The organism is Hafnia sp. CBA7124, assembly GCF_002355555.1.
GTDB lineage: Bacteria > Pseudomonadota > Gammaproteobacteria > Enterobacterales > Enterobacteriaceae > Hafnia > Hafnia alvei.
In genome coordinates this window covers 1621940-1643773 of sequence record NZ_AP017469.1, presented here as the reverse complement: position 1 = coordinate 1643773, position 21834 = coordinate 1621940, and the positions used below count along the sequence as shown (strand labels likewise).

Here is a 21834-nt window from a genome sequence, read left to right as displayed (position 1 = left end):
TGATATCAATTACAGCCGATGCCTATTCACTAATAAGCATGCTAAACGATTGTGATGTTGCACGACCGAAGGTAGGTCAATGGTCTGCAATGCCCCTTCACGGATGACAACTTGCCCATTAATCACGCTGAAAGCCACGTTCCCTGGTGTACAGAAAACTAACGCCGCCAGCGGATCGTGTTTAGCTCCCGCAAGATTCAAAGTATTGAGATCAAACGCAACAAAATCGGCCGCCATACCCGTGGCTAAATAGCCAATATCGTCGCGGTTGAGTACTTTCGCTCCACCGCGCGTCGCCATCTCTAAAGCCTGTCTTGCAGTCATCGCATCAGGGCCGAAGCCAACCCGCTGCAATAGCAGCGCCTGCCGCGTTTCTGCAATCATGTTTCCTGCATCGTTAGATGCTGAACCATCTACGCCAAGGCCAACAGAGACACCTTCATTAAGCATTGTGCGGATCGGCGCTATACCTGACGCCAACCTCATATTTGAACATGGGCAATGCGCCACACCGGTGCCGGTTCTAGCAAACAACGAAATTCCTGAGCGATCCAGTTTGACGCAGTGTGCATGCCAAACATCGGTTCCGACCCATCCTAAATCTTCGGCGTACTGCGCTGGCGTCATGCCAAAATGCGTCTGGCTGTAACTCACATCGCTGTCATTTTCTGCTAGATGGGTATGAAGTGACACACCATATTCACGCGCCATCTGCGCGGTTTTCACCATCAATTCGCGGCTAACGGAAAAAGGCGAGCAAGGCGCCAACGCAATACGCAGCATGCTATAGCGCTGAGCATCGTGATAGCTATGAATTAAGCGCAATGAATCTTCTAAAATAGCCTGCTCATTTTCGACCAACTCATCGGGGGGTAACCCCCCCTTGCTGCGCCCTACGCTCATACTTCCTCGGCAAGCATGGAAACGCATACCTATTTCGCGAGCGCCATCAATACTGTCGTCTAAACGACAACCGTTTGGATAAACGTAGAGATGATCACTGGAAGTGGTACATCCCGAAAGCATCAGTTCTGCCATCGCAGTTTGAGTCGAAACTCGGATCATCTCTGGGGTAAGTCCAGCCCAAATGGGATAGAGATTATTGAGCCAATCAAAAAGCTCACCGTCCTGCGCATCGGGTATCACGCGCGTTAAAGACTGAAACATATGATGATGTGTGTTGATCAGTCCTGGAATAACGATATGCCCACGCAGGTCTATTTCTTCATCTGCTGGTGCAGCACAAAGCTCGTCACCACCAACGGCAACGATACGATTTCCCTCCACCAGCAGGCAGCCACCTCTAATTTCTCGTCGTTCGTCATCCATCGTGACGAGTAATTCCGCGTTCTTAAAGAGCAGCGTTCTTTTGTGCATTTTGTCTCTTCCTCCGCATAGCGATATATTCGCGCGTCGTGCTAAAGACCTCTCGAGCCGCCGTACTGTTTTCATTGACCTCTTGCAGCTCGCACTCTTTGCAACCAGGGATTTTTGCTTGTCTATCGCGGCCATTCAGGATCAAATTAGCGCCTATTGCCACAACGGTACCAATGGTAATCCCGCTGTGTAAGAACATCTCTGCGGCCTGTGGCATTTGTTGAAATAACTGCGGCACCATCACCGGTAACATGCCAAGACCAAGCGTTAACGCGACAACCATCCCATTATTGTTATTGCGATAATCAACCTGTCCTAGCGTTCGAATCCCTGAAACAGCAACCATACCAAACATGACGATCCCCGCACCGCCAAGCACGGGTTTCGGCACAGCGACAACAAAAGCCGCGAGTTTAGGGAACAGACCAAGGGTGATAAGAATGCAGCCAGCCACACCAACAATGAAACGGCTACGGACACCGGTCATGCTGACGAGTCCTACGTTTTGGGCAAAGGCCGCATAGGGGAACATATTAAAAAAACCGCCAAACAGGGTTGCTGAACCGCAGGCATAAAGACCGCGCTTCAATGTTTTTTGGTCGGCGGGACGGTCAACGATTTCCCCCATCGCCATCATCGATGACATGGTTTCTACCATCACAACCACCATCACCATACACATCAACACCGCAGGGAAAAGATGAAACTCAGGAACTGCAAAACGCATCGGATAAGGGAAGGTCATCCAACTGGTCGATGCCACTTGGGAAAGATCGAGTTTCCCCATGAAGTAATATCCCAACGTGCCAATGATGATTCCCACCAATACGGCCACATTCTTCAGCATCCCCTTACCGAAGGTGTAAATTAGCATCACGACGCCCAGCGTGAATAAGGCCATCAACAGCGAACCGTAGCTACCAAAACTCACGGCGTCCAGATCTCCACCACCGATCCATCCTCCTGCCACTGGTAGAATCGACAAGCCAATAAGCGTCACTATCGTGCCCATAACGGCTTTAGGGAAAAAGCGGACAAGCTTACACACGAAGGGAGCACACAGTAGCGTAAACATCCCAGCGACAATAACAGCGCCCGAGATCCCCCCAATACCATACTGCTGGCCGATAAGCGTCATCGGAATAAGTGCAGCAAAGGTGCATCCCTGAACAATCGGGAGTTTGCTGCCAATAATATTAAATAAGCCGATTGACTGTAGGATCGTACCGCAGCCACAGATAAAGAGATCGGTACTGATTAAAAATATAATTTGCTCAGGCGTAAACCCAACGGCTTTACCAATAATTAAAGGAACGGCAATGGCACCGGCATACATCACCAATACGTGCTGAAAACCGTAAACTAACATTTGTCCAAGCGGCAATATTTCATCGACAGGATCGACATCTATTTTTTTTTGAGGGGAGGTTTGACTCTCCTGTAAATAATTTTCTATGTGATTAATCGCTTTCACAATAACTCCCTCTATCTGCGAGTATTATTTAGATATTTCATTTGATGGCATGTAGAAAATGGCCCCTCTCCACGATCTACATCCCCGTTAAATTTATTGATTCAGCTGTTTATTTGGCGACTTCCTCTACAATTTCATTTTCACCGTTATCGTTTTCTAACTCTTTATCGGGATGATAACCATTGAAATAGAGATTAAGACTTACCGCACACACGGTAGCTAATAAAATACCGCTATGAAGCAACGGCTGAATTGCTGCTGGCAACTGGCTAAAAAAATCATGTGACACCGTGGGTATCATGCCAATACCAATACTGATGGCGACGATGTAAAGGTTGTAGCGATTAGTGCTGTAGTTAGCGCGTGAAAGGATACGAATCCCCGTTGCTAGAACCATTCCAAACATCACAATACCGGCACCGCCCAACACAAACTGTGGAATAGAAGCAACGATAAGCGCCATTTTAGGGATCAAACCAAACAGAATTAAAATCCCGCCCGACATAACACAAACCCAACGGCTGGAAATACCGGTTACGCTGACCAAACCCACGTTTTGTGAAAAAGAAGTATGTGGAAAACTATTAAACAACCCACCAATAACGGTACCAATTCCATCAACCCGTAAACCACGAATAATATCCGCTTGCTTAGTTGGCCTTCCTACAATATCGCCAAGGGCGAGAAACATCCCCATCGACTCAATAAAGGTGATCAGCATGATAATAGTGAGCGTAAGAATACTGACGGGTTCAAACGTAGGCATGCCAAATGCAAACGGCTTTATAGGAGCAAACCAAGCGGCGTTATCTAATCCAGAAAAATTCACTTTCCCCATAGAGAAAGCAATGGCAAAACCAAAAAGAATGCCGAGCAGTACGGAAATATTACATAGGAAACCTTTGGCAAAACGAGTCACTAGCAGAATAAAAACCAACACTAAGAGCGAGGTCCCAATATATATTGGACTACCGTAATCAGGATTCCCTTTTCCCCCCGCGGCCCAGTCAATACCCACCTGCATAATGCTAATGCCGATAGAGGTAATCACCACGCCGGTGACTACCGTAGGAAACAGCGGCATAAGCCGCCCGATGACGGGAACGAGTAATGTTGCAATAATACCAGACGCTATTGTGGCACCGAATATCCCCGTCAGCCCGATATTAGGATCAGCACCAATCGCCAGCATTGGCGTTACCGCAGCAAATGTGACAGACATAATAACGGGAAGACGGATACCGGCGAAACGACCAATCCCCAAACACTGCAACAGCGTCACTACGCCACAACAGAAAAGATCTGAGCTAATTAAAAAAGCGATTTGGTCTTTGGGTAAACCTAAGCTACCGCCGATAACCAAAGGCACGGCAACGGCACCAGCGTACATCACGAGAACATGCTGTAAACCTAGCGTGAACAGCTGTGCAATCGGTAGCCTGCGCTCGACGGCATCGTCTAACGGTATACTTTTACTGTGTTCTATTTTTAGATGCGGATTTATGACGCTCATGGACACATCACTCCTTACGGCTCGGCTAAATGGTGGGTTAACCAGCTACGATTCGAGAGCACTTGCTCCCCTATTTACGGATGTACAGCGTTTTCGTCAGCGCAAATAGTTTTAGAGTTGATAGAACACATCAGTTATTTGCGCACATGCCAACTATGCACAGAGCATGCGAACTTTTATTTATTGGAGGCTAAATAGGGAGATAAACGAAATAATTGCGGGCGGTATCACATTTGATACTTAATAAGACGTTATATTTCAGCGAAATTAGCGGGCGAAAGCATCATCGAGGAATGAAACAGGGCGTTTATTGGAACCCCAAAATATCAAAGTGGTAGCAGTTTGTATCATTATCAGATTATCACCTCTCATAGTGATTGATAATTAACCAGCAACCTAATATGGCTTGCTGGTTTTCATGCTCAAATACAGCTCACAGTTAACCCAACCAAGGGAGCAGTTGCTGAGCTGCGCGTTCAACAACCGGACGATCTACCACGCCAGTATGTAAATAGCGCCCAATTGACTCCCACAGAACATATAGCCAGCGGCGTACCATAAAATCCTCGCTCACGGGGGCTTTCTGCAAATAGGAGTGAAGCAATTCGGTAGCCATACCATCTTCGCTCAAACGGAATAGATCATACTCACGCGGAGCCCAGAGCATCATTCCTGGATTCAGCATGGCAAGTAGCTGATCGCTTTTGGGATCTTTTAACATGCTTCTTAGCGTTAAGTTGCCATGAACCAGCACGCAGCTATCGTCAAAGCCCGCAAACAGCTCAGGCAATTGTTCTTTACTTCGAAACAAAATACGGCGAGCTTCAATGCTTAAATCAGACGTTGGCATATTGCCAAGCGTGGCCCAGATGACCTCCAAGCGCTGTGCGTACCAAGCTGGCCAGCGATTTTCCTGTACGCTGTCAACGTTACCCACACAACCGTGGCTATCAATGCGATGCCAAGAGAGGATCCCTTCTGCAATTTGGTCTTTTAAGCACGACCAGCGCTGCGGCGTTCGTGTCGGCGCTTCAACAGAAACACCGCGCAATCGTTCAATTAATAATACTTCTTTGAATGGGGACTGATGGGTTGTGAGAACGCCATAAACCGTCGGTAAGCGGATATCGCCCTGCCGTGCAAGCATCGACAGTTTGTAAGCTTCCTGTTGGGCAATTCCTTGGCATAAAAAAGTTTTTGCCACCAAAGGTAAAGGCGTGCCCTGCTGATTATAGAGGGCAAAAAGGCTGGCATACGGCTGTTCACTGATCTGTTCTAAGCGGCCAATTGACTCACCAAGAACAACGCTAAGTTCGGCTTTTAAATGATCCATGTTGTGATACAGGTTTTGCTGCATTGCGCGGTACCTTTTTTCACCAGATAGAAAGTTATCATGGCGGATTTATCAAGGTATTGTATTCGACTAGATCAAAAGAGCGTGCACTTGCACGCTCTTAATTTAAACATAAACGATTGGTGATAAATCAGCTTATTGAGCCGCCGCAAAAATAGCACGAACGGTTTCCAAATCTTCAATGGTGTCAACACCAGGGCTTGGCGCGGTTTGCGCAACATCCACATGAATTTTTTCACCGTACCAAAGCACTCGCAGCTGCTCGAGCATTTCAATCTGCTCAAGATCGCTAGGTGCCCAAGTAACATAGCGGCGAATAAAACCAGCACGATAAGCGTAAATACCAATGTGGCGCAGGAAAACGTTGCCAATTTCATCACGTGATACCGCAAAGCGATCGCGATCCCAAGGAATTGTGGCGCGTGAGAAGTAGAGCGCATAGCCATTTTTATCACAAACGACTTTTACCGCATTTGGATTAAACGCCTCTTCGCTAGTCGTAATCGGTACCGCCAACGTGGCCATACCCGCTTCGCTACCGGCCAAATTCTGCGCCACCTGACGGATAATGGCTGGCGGGATCAACGGCTCATCGCCTTGAATGTTGACGATAATCTCATCATCTGCAAAGCCACATTTTTCAATCACTTCAGCCAAACGCTCGGTGCCAGAATGATGATCGGCTCGCGTCATGCAAACTTCACCACCCGCCGCTTCTACAGCTTGCTTAACATCTTCATGATCGGTAGCCACAATGACGCGTGCAGCGCCAGACTCCAGCGCTCTTTCCATAACATGCACAACCATCGGCTTGCCGCCAATATCGGCTAAAGGCTTGCCCGGTAGGCGTGTTGAAGAGTAGCGAGCAGGAATAATAGCAATAAAACTCATCAGATTATTTCTCATCCACTGGAAGTTGGCGGGCTTCATTCTCGAGTAATACTGGAATACCGTCACGCAACGGATAACCTAGGCGGTCCGCTTTGCACACTAATTCCTGATTTTCTTTATTGAAGTAGAGTTTTCCATTGCAGACAGGGCAAGCAATAATTTCGAGTAAACGATGATCCATGATTGTTCCTAAACGAGTTCTTGTATCAGCGAAAAAGCATGATGTAAGGATAACCCGCAACAGCAAAATTATCACGGCTTGTATGACCATACGGCCAAAAACCGTTTAATGAGCCGCTCTATCTATCAGATTGATAACCCAACATCTCATTATGACGTTTGTTTGGGTTTGGGCCGTTTCCCCTCTAGAAACACAGAAATCTAAACTGTTCAAAAACCATACCAACTCACCGCAACCATCCCGCTGTTATGCGAGACAAATCACATATTAGGCGCACCGATGGTCCGTTTTTCCGTTGTGGCACAAGTGTTGAATCTAATTCAATCAGCCATGGATAGCGTCGAGTAATCCCCCCTCAAACTCGCCACTTTTCATTACTTTTAATCACTGCTAACTCTGATGACCAGCCATAACAATCTGGTTCGTAATAGCGTTACGTAATACGTAAGGAGATACCCATGAGTGCGCCAAGCACCTCATCATCAATCCGTCGCGTTGATGGACTGGCAAAAGTCACTGGAACAGCCGTCTACGGCAATGACATTACCCTACCCGGAATGTTGTATGGCGTGTGCCGCTATGCCGATATTGCCGCAGGCAAAATTGATAAACTCGATCTTAGTGAAGCATTAGCGATTCCAGGCGTCGTCAAGATCGCAACATATCAAGATATCCCCGGCGAACCCGTCGTTGGCATCATGGTGAAAGACTACCTCCCTATTATTAAAGATGAAGTCGTTTTTCACGGTGACGTAATTGCGGTTATCGCCGCAGAAACCTACGAAGCCGCCTGTCTGGCAGCAGACAAAATTCATATTTCTTATACGCCTTACGCGCCCATTACCGACGTTGAGCATGCACTAGAACCCGATGCGCGGCTTATTCATCCGGAAAGAGGAAATAACATAGCGGCGCATCACCACACGATTAAAGGCGATATCGATGCAGGATTCTCCGCCAGCGCACATATTCTTGAACGCGAATATGAAGTTGGTTTTCAGGAACATGCTTACATTGAGCCTGAAGTGGTGCTCACTTGGCTCGATCCCACCGAACCCCATTTGATTATCTCCGGTTCAATCCAAAATCCACACCGTGTACGCAGCTTTGTCGCAAGATTTATGGGTTGCCCACAAGGACATATCAATATTAAGCGCGCGGTGATGGGCGGCTCGTTTGGTGGTAAAGACGATATTATCGATCATCTTGCCTGCCGCTCTGCGCTACTAACAACGCTAACGGGCAAACCGGTTAAATTTTGTTATACCCGCGAGCACTCAATTTTAGAAAGCTGCAAGCGCCATCCCTATAAAATGAAATATAAGGTCGGGCTGGATGATTCGGGCCAGATCTTAGCCATGAAGGTCGATATCCTCGCCGACAGCGGAGGGTATGCAGCTTCAACACCTTTCGTCACCTGGAGAAGCTCGGTTCAGGCTGCTGGGCCTTATCGCATCCCTAATATTCGTATCGATGTGACCGGCGTATACACCAACAACAGCTATACCTCTGCCATGAGAGGTTTTGGCTCACCACAGGTGGTATATGCCAACGAATCATTAATGGACGAGATCGCCGAGTATTTAAAGATATCCCCCGTCGATATCCGCCAAATTAACGCGTTAAAACAAGGTGATGCGTCGATTACTGGACAAGTTTTTGACAAGCATACCGTATCCGCCCTTGAGGTTTTAAGTAAAGCGGTTACCTCAGCTGAGTTTGATAGCAAGCGCCAGCATTATGCTCAACTCAATCAACAAGGTGGCGTTTATCGCTATGGTATTGGACTGGCCCTCAGCTACCGCGGATGCTCTATTGGTGCCGAAGGTGTCGATACTTCAACCGCGCTGGTGCAGGTGAACGAAGACGGTAGCGTAAACATCGCGACTTCCGTATCTGAGAATGGCCAAGGGCTACAGACCACCATGTCGCTCATCGCCGCAGAGGCTTTTGGCATTCCATTGTCTGAAATCATGTTTAGCGAACCACCCACCTCCGTGATTGGTGACGGCGGTTCTACCGCCGCGACACGTGGAACGCTCGTCGGCGGCGGCGCGATCCTTGACGCTGCGGTTAAAATTAAGCAACGCATTTTAGGCGTTGTGGGTGACGCGCTAGGCACGAAAGAATTAGATAATACGCTATGGGCAAACGGGTTTATCAGCAACAAAAATAACCCATCACAAACGATAGATTTCAAAACAGCCGTGAACAAAACCAAATGGGCTAGCGTGAGTCTGACCGAATATGGTTGGTTTGTACCACCGCCGATTCACTGGGATGAGGAAAAAGGAACCGGCAGCCCTTATTTCACTTGGGTTTATGGTTGCCAAATTGCCGAGGTGCGCGTCAACACCAGCACAGGGAAAACGGATCTTCTCCACGTCACGGCTGCACACGATGTGGGTCATATTATTAATCCGGTGGGTTTCAATGGGCAGGTCAGCGGCGGAATAGCGCAAGGGTTTGGTTATGCGTTACTTGAAGACTTTAACATTGAAAACGGACAGGTTAAGTCAGAAAACTTTGATACCTATCTACTGCCAACCATTAAAGATATCCCTGAAATTACTATTATCGGCGTAGAAAATCCCGATCAGGCAGGCCCTCTGGGTGCTAAAGGCATCGGAGAACCCGCCACTGAATTAGCCGCAGCGGCCATTAACAACGCCCTTAGCTTTGCCTTGAACGCTCGCTTCAACAAACTGCCGCTGACCCTTGAGCAGGTTATTTTAGGTTATAACCTCAAAAAACCAGCCAGGCAAAGTGAGTTAATGGTTGAAACCGATAACAAAAAACAGGTTTTGCGTTTAACTGATGTCACAGTTACACGAGCCAAAACGCTGCCGGAGGCCTTAGCGTTGCTTGTTCAAGATGACGTTAGCATTATTGCTGGCGGCACCGATGTTATCGTTCAAGGACGTTTACAGACCAAGGCCATGAACCTTATTGATATATCGCGCATACCTGAATTGACGCAGATTACCGAAGATAACGGCGCTGTCGTCATTGGTGCGGCGGTGACATTTAACCGTATCGTCGAGCACGAATTGATTCGAGAACGCTATCCCCTGCTCGCACAAGCATGCAAAACGGTTGGTTCAAACCAAATTCGTAACCGCGCCACTATCGGCGGCAATATGGTTAACGCCGCCCCCTGTGGTGATTCATTGCCTCCTTCAATTATCTATGATGCCCAAATTGAGCTGCAGTCGCTTGATGGCGCACGACGCATGCCACTGTGCGAGTTCCTACAGTCAGGATATAAAACACAGCGTAAGCCTAATGAGCTGATGACTAAGGTCATATTGCCACCACCGCCAAACCCAAGGCCACACGCTTTCTATCATCAGTTGGGGCGTAGAAATGCGCTGAACATCACTCGTCAGAGCCTAACCTGCTTAATTACTTGTGACGCAGATGGCATAGTGAACTATTGCCGTTTAGTCGATGGAGCATTGTTTAGCAAACCTCAGCGGCTTCTCGATATCGAACGCTGTTTACTAGGCCACCGACTCACACAGGAAACAATCGATCTCGCCAGCCAGCTGTTAGAAAAGCTGATTTATGCCGCTATCGGCAAGCGCTGGTCAGCCGCCTACAAACAACCTGTGTTTATTAATATGTTCCGCGACATGATGGTGGAAGCCACCGATTCTCTCTATCAATCAGAGCTGGCATAAGGAGTTGATGATGAGCAATATCAAAGTGAAGGTAAACGGCAAGCTGATTGATGCGCAGGTAACAGGGCAAATGCGCCTGCTCGATTTCGTGCGAGATGAACTGAGTTTAACGGCAACAAAGGAAGGATGTGCCGTTGGTGAGTGCGGCGCTTGTACCGTTATCATGGATGGAAACGCCGTTTGCTCCTGTTTAGTTTTAGCTGAACAATGCGACGGTGCCGACATTACCACGCTCGAAGGATTACGTGACGATCCTATGACTCAAAAGCTTCAAAATGCATTTATTGAGCATGGCGGCGTGCAGTGTGGCTTCTGTACGCCAGGCGTTCTTGTTAGCACATCGGCATTGCTGGCTAAGCACCCCAGTCCCAGCGATGAGCAACTCATGGATGCGCTTGAAGGCAACATTTGCCGCTGCACGGGTTATCAACCAATCATTCAGTCGATTCATGCCGCGCTGAAAAGCTAAAGATCGTCTTGGTTTGCCATATTAAAAATCGGCCTAGTGCCGATTTTTCTTTTTATTAACATCAAACATACTTAAACAAAACATGTTGCAGTTGGTTTTGCAGAGGAGTAAATTGTCAAACGTGATACACATCACAATTTCCTGCAAAAACTAGAAAGTAAGATACATATGAAACTGCTGCATAAAATCATCGCGATGTTCGCCAATTACAGTAACTGATTGGCTAAAGGGCAATGGAAACAACCATTGCCCTTTTTGGTATTTAGGCCTGCCTTAATACACTATCCAACAACCAGCCATCCCCCCAATAATGGCGCCAATCATCTGGCTGATGCTGGATTTTAACTTCGGTCGCCTGCTGCCAAGTCGCAAAAAGAGTAATAGCAGCTTTCAGCTCCGCCCTCTTTTTCTCCGTAAACCGTACCCCTTTTTCTTGATGGAGTGATTTAAGCTCCAGCACCTTTTCTTTACGATGCATTTTGGCATCGATCCGGCCAACTAAAGCGCCACGCTGAAGTATCGGTAGCGAAAAATAGCCAAAGGTTCTTTTAGCTTCAGGGGTATAACATTCTAAGCGGTAATCAAAACCAAATAATTCAGATGCACGCCTTCGATCCCAAACAACAGGATCAAAAGGAGAAAGCAACGTGGTATGCGTCGCCTTTATTTCGTTGTTTTGTGCTTTTGCTAATAAATGCGCCAGGCTGTGGTGAATGTAGTAGTGCTCTTGGGTTTCCAGTTCACGCACTGCGATTATCTCTTGGCTGTCCAACAGATTATTTATCGTCTCTTTAATATCAATTTTCTTCAGTCGATAATAATCGGCTAGCCATTGCGCTTTAAATGCACCTAAGCTGCGTGCGCTATTGGCTATCATTTGTTGCTGAGCAAGCGCAGGGCTAATACCGTGTACATCATCATTCCACTCTGGCATAACGCGTTCAGGCAAGTCGTAAACGCGGTGGAAATTAATTCGCTCTTTCACCATCAGTTGACCACAGGAAAACAGCGTTTCCAGATGCCGTTTCTCGGGTTTCCACTCCCACCACCCACTGGTTTTTTTATTCTTCGCGCTAAAATCGGTGGCTTTAACAGGTCCGTTATGGCGGATCTGTGCCAGAAGCTCGCTAATGTCATCTTGATGCTTCAAATGCCACTCTGGGGAATATTTCCATCCCAAATTTTCCGGTGACATCATCTGCGGGCGAACTAGCTGATAATCCTCTTTTGGGATAAAGCATGCCTCATGCGCCCAATATTCAAAGATATCGCCGTTGCGTAAAGCCTCATTCAGCCACTGCTCGGAATACAAACCCAGACGCGAAAACAACACCAGATAGGGACTACGAGCGACAACGTTGATCGTATCAATTTGTAGCAAACTCATTTGACGTATGCACGCGATCGCATCAAGAGGCGTTGCTTTTCTTCTGCGCGGTTTATCTAAACCTTGAGCATAAAGATGCAGGTTTCTAAGCGCACTTAAAGGTAGGGATATTTCAGCCATCGTAGCCAGACGAACCTCATGATGAGAAAGCCGGAAAGATGATTATACGCAAAGCATATCGAGTTGCAGCAAGGAAGGGAAAACAGTTCAGCCAGCGTGAAGATGCGTAGGGAATAACGCTGGCTGATACGATGTCATCAGTAGGCGATGACGTCTTCTGCGGTGAGACCGCGACTACCTAGGTAAGTTGAGAATTCAACGCGCTGACCTTCTGTCAGTAATTTTTTGCGTGAATTAGCAATGCCTGAACGATTAACGTAGATATCATTTCCACCATCCAGTGGAGAGATAATACCGAAGCCTTCAGACTGGCTGTACCATTTTACGAGACCCATTTTCAGTGTCATATTTTTTACCTTATATTTACATCCCTCTAAATTCTAGTTCAGATTAGGATGTGTAGCTCATATTCAAGTTATCGTTAAGAACCTCTTCGAGCGGATTATTAAAAACAAAAGCCCGCCAGTGGCGGGCTTTCTGGTCTTGTTACTGACTCCGCAGAGCGTGCTAACACCCTTGGGGCTAGCTTACTGCGATAACGATCAGTTCAGTATCAAAACAAGTTCTCTGTAATCTTACAGAGCAACAACATTCGCAGCAGCCGGCCCGCGCGGGCTGTCCTGAATGGTGTATTCTACACGCTGGCCTTCGGCCAGAGTTTTGAAACCTTCGCTAGCGATAGCAGAGAAATGTACGAATACATCTTTACCGCCGTCGTGCTGTTCGATGAAACCGAAGCCTTTGCTTTCGTTAAACCATTTTACCTGACCGGTCTTCTTAGTCATTTGTATTACCTTTATAACTGATATCACTTAAAAAATTTGCCCTAAGGCGTAGGGGCCGAGCTCAGAAAGATTACTTATGGATGGCACTAAGAAGGTGGTTCGTCTAACAAGCGGAATCGGAAGATAACGTCTTAAGGAGGAACTGCTTTATCTCATGTCGTGCATAAATAGGTCTATATCACAGGCCGCAGTCATTTACTCATAAAGGTGATTGATGAGCAAGCCTTTCTTTTAAAAAAAATGACGCTACGGAAGTATTTAAACGTAAAACTATATGCATCCGAAGATAAAAGCAGCAGATTTATTTATTAGCATTTGAAAAATAACGATTAGTTTTAATCAAATTCGTAATTTTTGCTAACAATTCATTCCCTTGTTCAGCTGGGATTTCTGCATTAACGGGCAGATACCACCAATTAGGCTGAGCAAATTTACGACATTTTACTGCGTCTTTTTCAGTCATTAACAGCGGCTGCCCTTTCGGTGTCAACGCACTTAATGTCTTCAGATCATATTCTTGGTGATCGGCAAATGCGACTGCGTTGACGACTTGCGTACCCAATTGGCTCAGCGTGGCAAAAAAACGAGGAGGATGCCCTATTCCCGCCATAGCAACAGCCGGAGCTAAACTATCGGCAGCACAGCGTTCACCAGTATGTATATTCACTAAAATACGTCCAGCCAGCGTCATGGGTATTTCACCCGTTGCTGCCTTTCCACCATTAGTGATAACGGCATCAACACGACGTAAACGCCCTGCTCGCTCCCGCATAGGGCCAGCAGGTAACCACCAGCCATTGCCAAAACGACGAATGCCATCCACGACAACCAGTTCAACATCACGCGCAAGCGCGTAATGCTGTAGGCCGTCATCGGTGATGATGACATCTACTGCTGCCGAATGCTGAAGCAAGGCTTTTACGGCATCACTACGCTTAGGCGCAACGGCAACTGAAGCCCCCGTTCGTTGATAGATGAGAACGGGCTCGTCTCCCGCTTGTGCCGTTGACGTTTCACTATTCAATAATAGAGGGTAATGATCCGAGCGCCCACCATAGCCACGCGACACAACTCCCACGCGAAAACCACGAGTCTGTAATTGTTCAACCAGCCAAATAACCACGGGTGTTTTACCATTGCCACCCGCAGTTAAGTTACCGACCACAATCACGGGGCAAGGTGCTTTCCAGCTTTTTAACCACCCCATACGATAAAAAAATTGGCGGATACCGCTCACTAGGCCATACAGCCAAGAGAGCGGTAACAGGAGCAGGTATAAAGGCGATTGCCCAGACCAGATGCGCTCAATCATTGCCCGAATTGCAACCTATGCAGCTGAGCATACGCCCCATTCTTCGCCAATAACGTTGCATGATCGCCACGCTCAGCGATGTAGCCATCTTCAACCACGATAATTTCATCGGCTTTTTCGATAGTTGATAAACGGTGAGCAATAACCAACGAAGTACGGTTTTTCTGTAATTCATCTAGCGCGGACTGAATCGCACGTTCAGACTCGGTATCTAGCGCTGATGTCGCTTCATCCAAAATAAGAACCGGACTATCGCGCAGCAACGCACGAGCAATAGCGATACGCTGACGCTGTCCACCAGACAGCAATACGCCGTTTTCGCCAATGACAGTGTCTAAACCGTTGTCCATTTTCTCAATGAAGTCCATCGCATAGGCCATGCGAGCCGCTTCTTCAATTTGTTCACGGGTATAAACTTCATTACGCGCATAGGCGATGTTGTTCGCAATAGTATCGTTGAAGAGATGAACATTTTGCGAGACCAAACCTACCTGATTACGTAGAGAACTCAGCGTATATTCACGTAGGTCATGCCCATCCAGCAGGATCTCGCCCTCTTGGATGTCGTAAAAACGCGTCAACAGATTCGCAATCGTTGATTTGCCGGAACCTGAGCGCCCCACTAAGGCCACGGTTTTATTCGCAGGAATTTTAAAGCTCACGTTTTTCAGCGCAGGGGCGCCTTTATTGTTATAGCTGAAGGTCACATCACGAAACTCAACATCACCTTTAGCACGCTTAACTTCCAGCTTACCGGTATCTTTTTCCTGTTCGAGATCCAAAATCGCAAACAGCGTTTGACATGCCGCCATACCACGTTGGAATTTAGCGTTGACGTTCGTCAGGGACTTCAGTGGACGCATTAATGCAATCATCGAAGAGAACACCACGGTAATAGTACCCGCCGACAGCGTATCCATGACCGACGGAATACTGGCTGCATACAGCACGAAAGCAAGGGCAAAGGAGGCAATCAACTGAATAACCGGGTCTGAAACAGAAGACGCAGCGACCATCTTCATATTCTGCTGACGCATCCAGTTACTGGTTTTGTCAAAACGCTTGCTCTCTACTTCTTGACCACCAAAGATCAGTACTTCTTTATGACCTTTTAGCATCTGTTCGGCGCTAGTGGTCAATGTGCCCATCGTGTTTTGCATATTCTTGCTGATGTTACGAAAACGCTTCGACACCATACGAATCGCAATTGAAACCACAGGGGCAATAACAATCAGAATCAGAGATAGCTGCCAGCTGTAATAAAACATCATACAGAACAATGCAATAATCGATGCGCCTTCACGCACAACCGTAATCAATGCATCGGATGACGATGAGGCAACCTGCTCAGAGTCATAGGTGATTCGCGATAGGAGCGTACCCGTCGACTGCTGGTCAAAGAAGGAAACCGGCATACCCATCATATGGCTGAACAAGCGACGACGCATATTCATCACCACCTTGCCGGCCACCCAAGAGACGCAGTAGCTGGAGATGAAACCAGAAATCCCTCGTACGATCATCAATCCAATAACGACGAATGGCATCCATTTCAGAATATCGGACCCTGTCTTGCCAAAACCATCATCCAATAATGGCTTTAACAAGGAGAGCATGTAGGCATCACTACCCGCGTTAATTACGAGGGCAACTGACGCAACAATCAGGCCTGCCTTGAAAGGAGAGATCGATGGCCATAAGCGACGAAATGTTTGCCAGGTCGAAAGATCTTTGTCATTCAGCATTTAGTTAACCAGCTTAGGATGAAATAGCGGATCATTTTACTCATTATGGCTCCTTACGCCAAACCAACCGTGATACCAACGTGGATTTAATTGCGTTTTTAGTTCATTTATTCGCCAGATATCTGTTTTTGCCGTCATTATGACCTCTCCAGCATGTGCAGTATCATGCCAATGAATATTTTGTGCGCGATAACGCGCGGTCACTTTTGGTGAAGGAAAATGCCACTGAGAAAATCGAGCCGAGGAACTTATCGCCTCGTTTGGTTCAACCGTGCGCAGAAGTAGGCTACTCGACGAGGTATTGCTGCCATGATGTGGAACCTGCAAGATACCGGCCTTAAGCTGCTTTCTCCAGCGCTGTACCAACTGAGTTTCAGCTTCCGTTTCTATATCTCCAGTAAGCAGCATTTTACGCTCTCCCACTGCAACCATGACGACACAAGAATCATTATTTTTCGGGACAGCAATCTGATGTGGTGGCCAAAGCACCGTAAAACGCACACCTTGCCAGACCCAATCACTACCAATGTGGCAGGAGAAATCGCGAGGATCGGGGCTTCTAACCCAAGCTAATGGAAACGCATGACTAAGAGAATATCGCCCCCCACTATGGTCTGAGTCGCTATGGCTAATAACCATGCCATCCAGATTCAGCCCATGCCAATTTAAGTAAGGAATAATTTCACTGGTAGCAATATCTCCGCCGTCCCATTTATTACCTGTATCATACAAAATTGCATTACCGCGGCGTTCGATAAGCACCGCCAGTCCGTGCCCCACATCCAGCATATGAACACGCAGCTCAATATCATCACTCTTTTTAGCACCAAATATCCAAAGATAAGATACGGCCTGAACTACACACCAAAGCGGCAAGCCTGCTTTAGAAAAAGAAAAATTCATAACAAACAGGGTTAGGAAGCTCAGGCTTATCCAGAGCCCGCCGGTGCTACTATCTGTCCAGAGCGTAGGCACACTTGTTAATCCCCATTGCATCACATCTAGCAGATATCCTGCCGCGTGCCAACGGGTCGTTCCACCAACAGGAGCCTATACCCACTAAAATCAACGGCACAACAAGATAAGTGACCAAGGGCACGGCAAAAAAATTGGCCCACAGCGCACTCCCGCTGATGCCATGAAACAAATAAATTTGTACGGGCATCAAGCACAAAGCGATGCCAAACTGCAGATGTAATAGCCTCAACCAAAAGAATCGTTTCTGCATTTGTAACGATGAGGGCAATGGCGCCAGCCAATACCAAAACAAAAGGCTGGAAACTGCCATCACAGATAGCCAAAAACTGTCAGACAGCAATACAAGCGGATCCCAAACAACCATAAGACAGACCACATTTAGCAGATATTTCTTGGGCGGGATAAACTTTCCCCAAACGCCATAGCCAGAGATAAGCAGCATTGCAACACCAACGCGAATGGCCGGAGGATTAGCTCCTGCAAGCCACACATAAACCCAGCCAACGCCCATCATCATTGCCATTGGAAAATAAGGATTAATCCAGCGAAGAGGAAAACACAGCTGTATCACCCTAGCTACACACCATCCCAGCATCGCCGCTAAAGCAATGTGTAATCCAGAAATAGCGAGCAAATGAGACAAGCCATTTATGCGAAAAAGTGAATTCTGCTCGCGTGTAAGTAGCGCTCTTTCACCAAAAGCCAATGCAACGATAATGGCCTTAGAAGATGTATCCGGTATTGCTTTTACCGATCTGCTTATAATTTGTTGTCGCCAACCACACCCAATAGATAGCCGTTGGTAAGCCGTCGGCATGCCTTGCAAAACAATATGATGCCCGACTGATGTTCGTTGTGCGTCGTACCCGCCTTGGTTGAGACGTCCATAAACGGGGCGCAAGCGCGCGGTTATTGCCCAACGCTGCGCAGCGCAAAATGAGTAGCGTTCTGAGTTCCAATATAAGGTGATATCGAATCTCTCTTTCACATCTTGGCCATTAACCGTAGAAACGCGAAACGTTACCTTGTCCTGTGGCGATAAAACGCCAAGCGCTACGCTTATAACGTTTCCCGTCAAATTGACAGGCCGAGAAATATCATAGTCCAAAGGTGCTAGTACGTTCTCCGCGCAAGCGATCCCCCATGCTAGCCCCAGTATTACAAATGCAATTTTTCGAAAGCGTCCAGAACAAATACAAAAAAACAGCAACGCAACCGGCAAGGCCCCATAGGCATAATATTTTGCGGGCAAGCTAGGAAAAAATATTAACGGCAGGCAGCCTAGCGCAGCACAATGAATACTCTCATCCCATGTCATTCTCACCGGTAATGCCTCTTATTAAGCAGATACGGCATGTTGGCTGAAGTGAGTGAAAGTAAAAATGGCCTGCATTGAGTAATGCATAAGAGATTGAAAGGAATCGTAGTAACAGAGTTTGGCTGAACTTTTTATTGCGAATAGCATCGCAAGTTTCGTCAGAAAACGTTAATTGTGCAGAGGTTTACGAATGAATTTTAGATATGAAAACGGCACCCGAAGGTGCCGTTTTAGACTCTAAGCAGGTTGCTTAAGCGTAGATGTTCGCCCGGTCACGTAGTTCTTTACCAGGTTTAAAATGGGGAACGTATTTACCTTCCAGTTCCACTTTATCACCAGTTTTAGGATTACGACCGACGCGAGGCGCACGGTAGTGAAGTGAAAAACTGCCGAATCCACGGATCTCAATGCGTTCACCGTCAGCAAGCGTTGTTGCCATATGCTCAAGCATTTCTTTCACTGCATCCTCAACCGCCTTCGCAGGCAGATGTGGTTGCTGGCTAGCAAGTCTTTCAATAAGTTCGGACTTGGTCATATTTCCTCCAAGCTATTTCCCCTCATTGGGGAACGCACTTTGCAGCTTAACTACCGTTACAGGGCGGCCGAAACCGCCCTCATCATTATTCGCCTTTAGCTGCCTTGAATGCTTCAGCCATTGCATTAGAGAAGTTAGGTGCATCTTCCTGCTTGTTGTTAACAACAGCGATTGCATCTTTCTCATCAGCTTCGTCTTTAGCACGTACAGACAGGCTTACAACGCGATTCTTGCGGTCTACGCCAGTGAATTTAGCTTCAACTTCGTCGCCTACGTTCAGAACCAGAGTGGCATCTTCAACGCGGTCACGGGAAGCTTCAGAAGCACGCAGATAGCCTTCTACGCCATCAGCTAATTCAACTGTAGCACCTTTAGCGTCAACTGCAGTTACTTTACCAGTAACAATTACACCTTTCTTATTCATAGAGATGTAGTTGTTGAATGGATCTTCTGCCAGTTGTTTAACGCCAAGGGAGATACGCTCGCGCTCTGCATCAACCTGCAGAACAACTGCTGCGATTTCGTCGCCTTTCTTGTATTCACGTACTGCTTCTTCGCCTGCAACGTTCCAGGAGATGTCAGACAGGTGAACCAGGCCATCGATGCCACCGTCCAGGCCGATGAAGATACCGAAGTCAGTGATAGACTTGATTTTACCTTCAACGCGGTCGCCCTTATTGTGGGTTTCTGCGAACAGCTGCCATGGGTTAGATTTACACTGCTTCAGACCCAGGGAGATACGACGACGTTCTTCGTCGATATCCAGAACCATAACTTCCACAACATCACCAACGTTAACAACTTTGGATGGGTGGATGTTTTTGTTGGTCCAATCCATTTCGGAAACGTGAACCAGACCTTCAACGCCTTCTTCGATTTCTACGAAGCAGCCGTAATCAGTCAGGTTAGTCACGCGACCAGTCAGTTTGGTACCTTCTGGATAACGCTTAGCAATAGCTACCCATGGATCTTCGCCCAGCTGTTTCAGGCCCAGAGATACACGAGTACGTTCGCGGTCGAACTTCAGCACTTTAACAGTGATTTCGTCGCCCACATTCACGATTTCGCTTGGGTGCTTAACGCGTTTCCAAGCCATATCAGTGATGTGCAGCAGGCCGTCAACACCGCCCAGATCAACGAATGCGCCGTAGTCAGTCAGGTTCTTAACGATACCCTTAACTTCCATACCTTCTTGCAGGTTTTCCAGCAGCTGATCACGTTCTGCACTGTTCTCAGATTCGATAACGGCACGACGAGAAACAACAACGTTGTTGCGTTTCTGGTCCAGCTTAATGACTTTAAACTCAAGCTCTTTGCCTTCGAGGTGCAGAGTGTCACGTACCGGACGAACGTCTACCAGAGAACCTGGCAGGAATGCACGGATACCGTTCAGCTCGACAGTGAAGCCACCCTTAACTTTACCGTTGATAACGCCGGTAACAGTTGCAGCTTCTTCGTAAGCTTTTTCCAACGTGATCCAAGCTTCATGACGCTTAGCTTTCTCACGGGACAGCTGAGTTTCACCGAAGCCGTCTTCAACTGCATCCAGAGCAACATCAACTTCGTCGCCTACCTGAATTTCCAGTTCGCCCTGTGCGTTTTTGAACTGTTCTGCTGGGATTGCAGACTCAGATTTCAGACCAGCGTCAACCAGTACGATATCTTTGTCGATAGCAACAACAACGCCACGAACGATGGAACCCGGGCGGGTTTCGATTGTTTTTAAGGATTCTTCAAAGAGTTGAGCAAAAGATTCAGTCATATTGATAATCTTCAGGGTTCTTTATTTTAACGTCCATCAGGCATCCTGCTAGATGGGGTTGTTTAACATGCCCCGCGACAATCCATAGCGGCAGGGAGGGTAATATTATACATCGTTCAGCAATATTAGCTGAACAAATTTATCAATAACAACAATAGCCATAATGTAGTTTAACATTATGGCTATCGGCTTATCCTTATCGGTAAGCTTTGCTTCCCGCCCTACTCGGCAGAAAGTTGTAATGTCTGCTTGGCATAAGCCAGTGCTTTTTCAATCACTTGTTCGATAGACATCTGGGTTGAATCCAGCATCAGCGCGTCCTGCGCAGGAACAAGCGGTGCCACTGAACGATTACGATCGCGGTAGTCGCGTTCTTTTATTTCGTCCAAAAGGCGTTCAAAGTTAACACTAAAGCCCTTCTCCTGCAACTGAAGCATGCGTCGACGAGCACGCTCTTCAGAGCTCGCATCAAGAAAAATCTTAACCGGCGCATCAGGGAAAACCACGGTGCCCATATCACGACCATCGGCGATAAGACCGGGGAACTCCCGGAACGCACGCTGACGACGTAGCAACGCTTCTCTTACACGCGGAAATGCAGCAGCCTGAGATGCCGTACTGCCCACGGATTCGGTGCGAATTTCATTACTCACATCTTCGCCTTCAAGAATGACCTGTAACTGTCCATCCTGTGCCACGAAACGTACGTCAAGATGTGCAGCCAATGGCACCAGAGCCTCTTCTGACGTGATATCGACTTGATGATGCAACGCAGCCAGGGCAAGAACGCGATAGATCGCGCCGGAGTCTAAAAGACACCAACCCAAAGATTCAGCCAACGCTTTACACAAAGTCCCTTTACCCGCACCACTCGGCCCGTCAACGGTAATTACCGGAGCTATTGCCGTCATTTTTCTCTCCTTTCTGGGGGAAACAACTGCCTGCATAGA

18 protein-coding genes are annotated in these 21834 nt (G+C 47.3%); 2 read left to right on the top strand and 16 right to left on the bottom strand.

All coding sequences use genetic code 11. The features are described from left to right. Positions 1 to 9: 9 nt before the first annotated feature. The 6 genes from CPY98_RS07575 to CPY98_RS07550 all read right to left on the bottom strand — a co-directional run bounded on the left by CPY98_RS07575 (position 10) and on the right by CPY98_RS07550 (position 6790). Positions 10 to 1377: an 8-oxoguanine deaminase gene (locus tag CPY98_RS07575; protein ID WP_096387091.1), complete on the bottom strand. Its 1368-nt coding sequence runs from the start codon at positions 1375 to 1377 to the stop codon at positions 10 to 12. Next, entirely contained in the window at positions 1352 to 2833 is a 1482-nt protein-coding gene (locus CPY98_RS07570; RefSeq protein WP_172863862.1) for a nucleobase:cation symporter-2 family protein, read from the bottom strand. The genes CPY98_RS07575 and CPY98_RS07570 overlap by 26 nt, the downstream gene beginning before the upstream one ends. A gap of 127 nt (positions 2834 to 2960) precedes the next feature. Next, on the bottom strand, positions 2961 to 4364 hold the full coding sequence (locus CPY98_RS07565) for a nucleobase:cation symporter-2 family protein (protein WP_046450278.1): 1404 nt from the start codon (positions 4362 to 4364) through the stop codon (positions 2961 to 2963). Positions 4365 to 4803: 439 nt separating this feature from the next. Beyond that, complete coding sequence (locus CPY98_RS07560) at positions 4804 to 5697, bottom strand: YcbJ family phosphotransferase (RefSeq protein ID WP_025800976.1); 894 nt, start codon at positions 5695 to 5697, stop codon at positions 4804 to 4806. Positions 5698 to 5853: 156 nt separating this feature from the next. Further along, positions 5854 to 6609 carry a 3-deoxy-manno-octulosonate cytidylyltransferase gene (gene kdsB / locus CPY98_RS07555; RefSeq protein ID WP_046450279.1) on the bottom strand — a complete coding sequence of 252 codons (756 nt, stop codon included), beginning with the start codon at positions 6607 to 6609 and terminating at the stop codon, positions 5854 to 5856. A 4-nt stretch (positions 6610 to 6613) separates the two neighbouring features. Beyond that, positions 6614 to 6790 (bottom strand): Trm112 family protein, encoded by a 177-nt coding sequence (locus CPY98_RS07550; RefSeq protein WP_071842620.1) that lies wholly within the window; start codon positions 6788 to 6790, stop codon positions 6614 to 6616. A 458-nt stretch (positions 6791 to 7248) separates the two neighbouring features. Here CPY98_RS07550 and CPY98_RS07545 point away from each other — a divergent pair, with 458 nt between their 5' ends. After that, a complete protein-coding gene (locus tag CPY98_RS07545) occupies positions 7249 to 10473 on the top strand; it encodes a molybdopterin cofactor-binding domain-containing protein (protein WP_096387085.1) in 3225 nt (1074 codons plus the stop codon). 10 nt (positions 10474 to 10483) lie between these two features. Beyond that, entirely contained in the window at positions 10484 to 10942 is a 459-nt protein-coding gene (locus CPY98_RS07540; RefSeq protein WP_096387082.1) for a (2Fe-2S)-binding protein, read from the top strand. A gap of 262 nt (positions 10943 to 11204) precedes the next feature. Here CPY98_RS07540 and CPY98_RS07535 read toward each other — a convergent pair whose 3' ends face one another. From CPY98_RS07535 to cmk, 10 genes are all read right to left on the bottom strand, one after another. Then, positions 11205 to 12449 (bottom strand): DNA glycosylase AlkZ-like family protein, encoded by a 1245-nt coding sequence (locus tag CPY98_RS07535; RefSeq protein WP_096387079.1) that lies wholly within the window; start codon positions 12447 to 12449, stop codon positions 11205 to 11207. Positions 12450 to 12586: 137 nt separating this feature from the next. After that, positions 12587 to 12796, bottom strand: a complete 210-nt coding sequence (locus CPY98_RS07530; protein ID WP_004095731.1) for a cold-shock protein — start codon at positions 12794 to 12796, stop codon at positions 12587 to 12589. A 228-nt stretch (positions 12797 to 13024) separates the two neighbouring features. Next, complete coding sequence (locus CPY98_RS07525) at positions 13025 to 13234, bottom strand: cold shock domain-containing protein (protein ID WP_004095733.1); 210 nt, start codon at positions 13232 to 13234, stop codon at positions 13025 to 13027. Positions 13235 to 13535: 301 nt separating this feature from the next. Then, positions 13536 to 14546: a tetraacyldisaccharide 4'-kinase gene (gene lpxK, locus CPY98_RS07520; protein WP_096387076.1), complete on the bottom strand. Its 1011-nt coding sequence runs from the start codon at positions 14544 to 14546 to the stop codon at positions 13536 to 13538. After that, positions 14543 to 16291, bottom strand: a complete 1749-nt coding sequence (gene msbA / locus CPY98_RS07515; RefSeq protein ID WP_043492344.1) for a lipid A ABC transporter ATP-binding protein/permease MsbA — start codon at positions 16289 to 16291, stop codon at positions 14543 to 14545. The genes lpxK and msbA overlap by 4 nt, the downstream gene beginning before the upstream one ends. A 36-nt stretch (positions 16292 to 16327) precedes the next feature. Further along, positions 16328 to 17266: a DNA internalization-related competence protein ComEC/Rec2 gene (locus CPY98_RS21060; protein ID WP_255407733.1), complete on the bottom strand. Its 939-nt coding sequence runs from the start codon at positions 17264 to 17266 to the stop codon at positions 16328 to 16330. Next, on the bottom strand, positions 17244 to 18587 hold the full coding sequence (locus tag CPY98_RS21055; protein ID WP_255407732.1) for a DNA internalization-related competence protein ComEC/Rec2: 1344 nt from the start codon (positions 18585 to 18587) through the stop codon (positions 17244 to 17246). The genes CPY98_RS21060 and CPY98_RS21055 overlap by 23 nt, the downstream gene beginning before the upstream one ends. A gap of 250 nt (positions 18588 to 18837) precedes the next feature. Further along, positions 18838 to 19122: an integration host factor subunit beta gene (gene ihfB / locus CPY98_RS07505; RefSeq protein WP_004095742.1), complete on the bottom strand. Its 285-nt coding sequence runs from the start codon at positions 19120 to 19122 to the stop codon at positions 18838 to 18840. Positions 19123 to 19207: 85 nt separating this feature from the next. After that, positions 19208 to 20884: a 30S ribosomal protein S1 gene (gene rpsA, locus CPY98_RS07500; protein WP_025800968.1), complete on the bottom strand. Its 1677-nt coding sequence runs from the start codon at positions 20882 to 20884 to the stop codon at positions 19208 to 19210. A gap of 221 nt (positions 20885 to 21105) precedes the next feature. Further along, positions 21106 to 21795: a (d)CMP kinase gene (cmk, locus tag CPY98_RS07495; protein WP_025800967.1), complete on the bottom strand. Its 690-nt coding sequence runs from the start codon at positions 21793 to 21795 to the stop codon at positions 21106 to 21108. Positions 21796 to 21834: the final 39 nt, after the last annotated feature.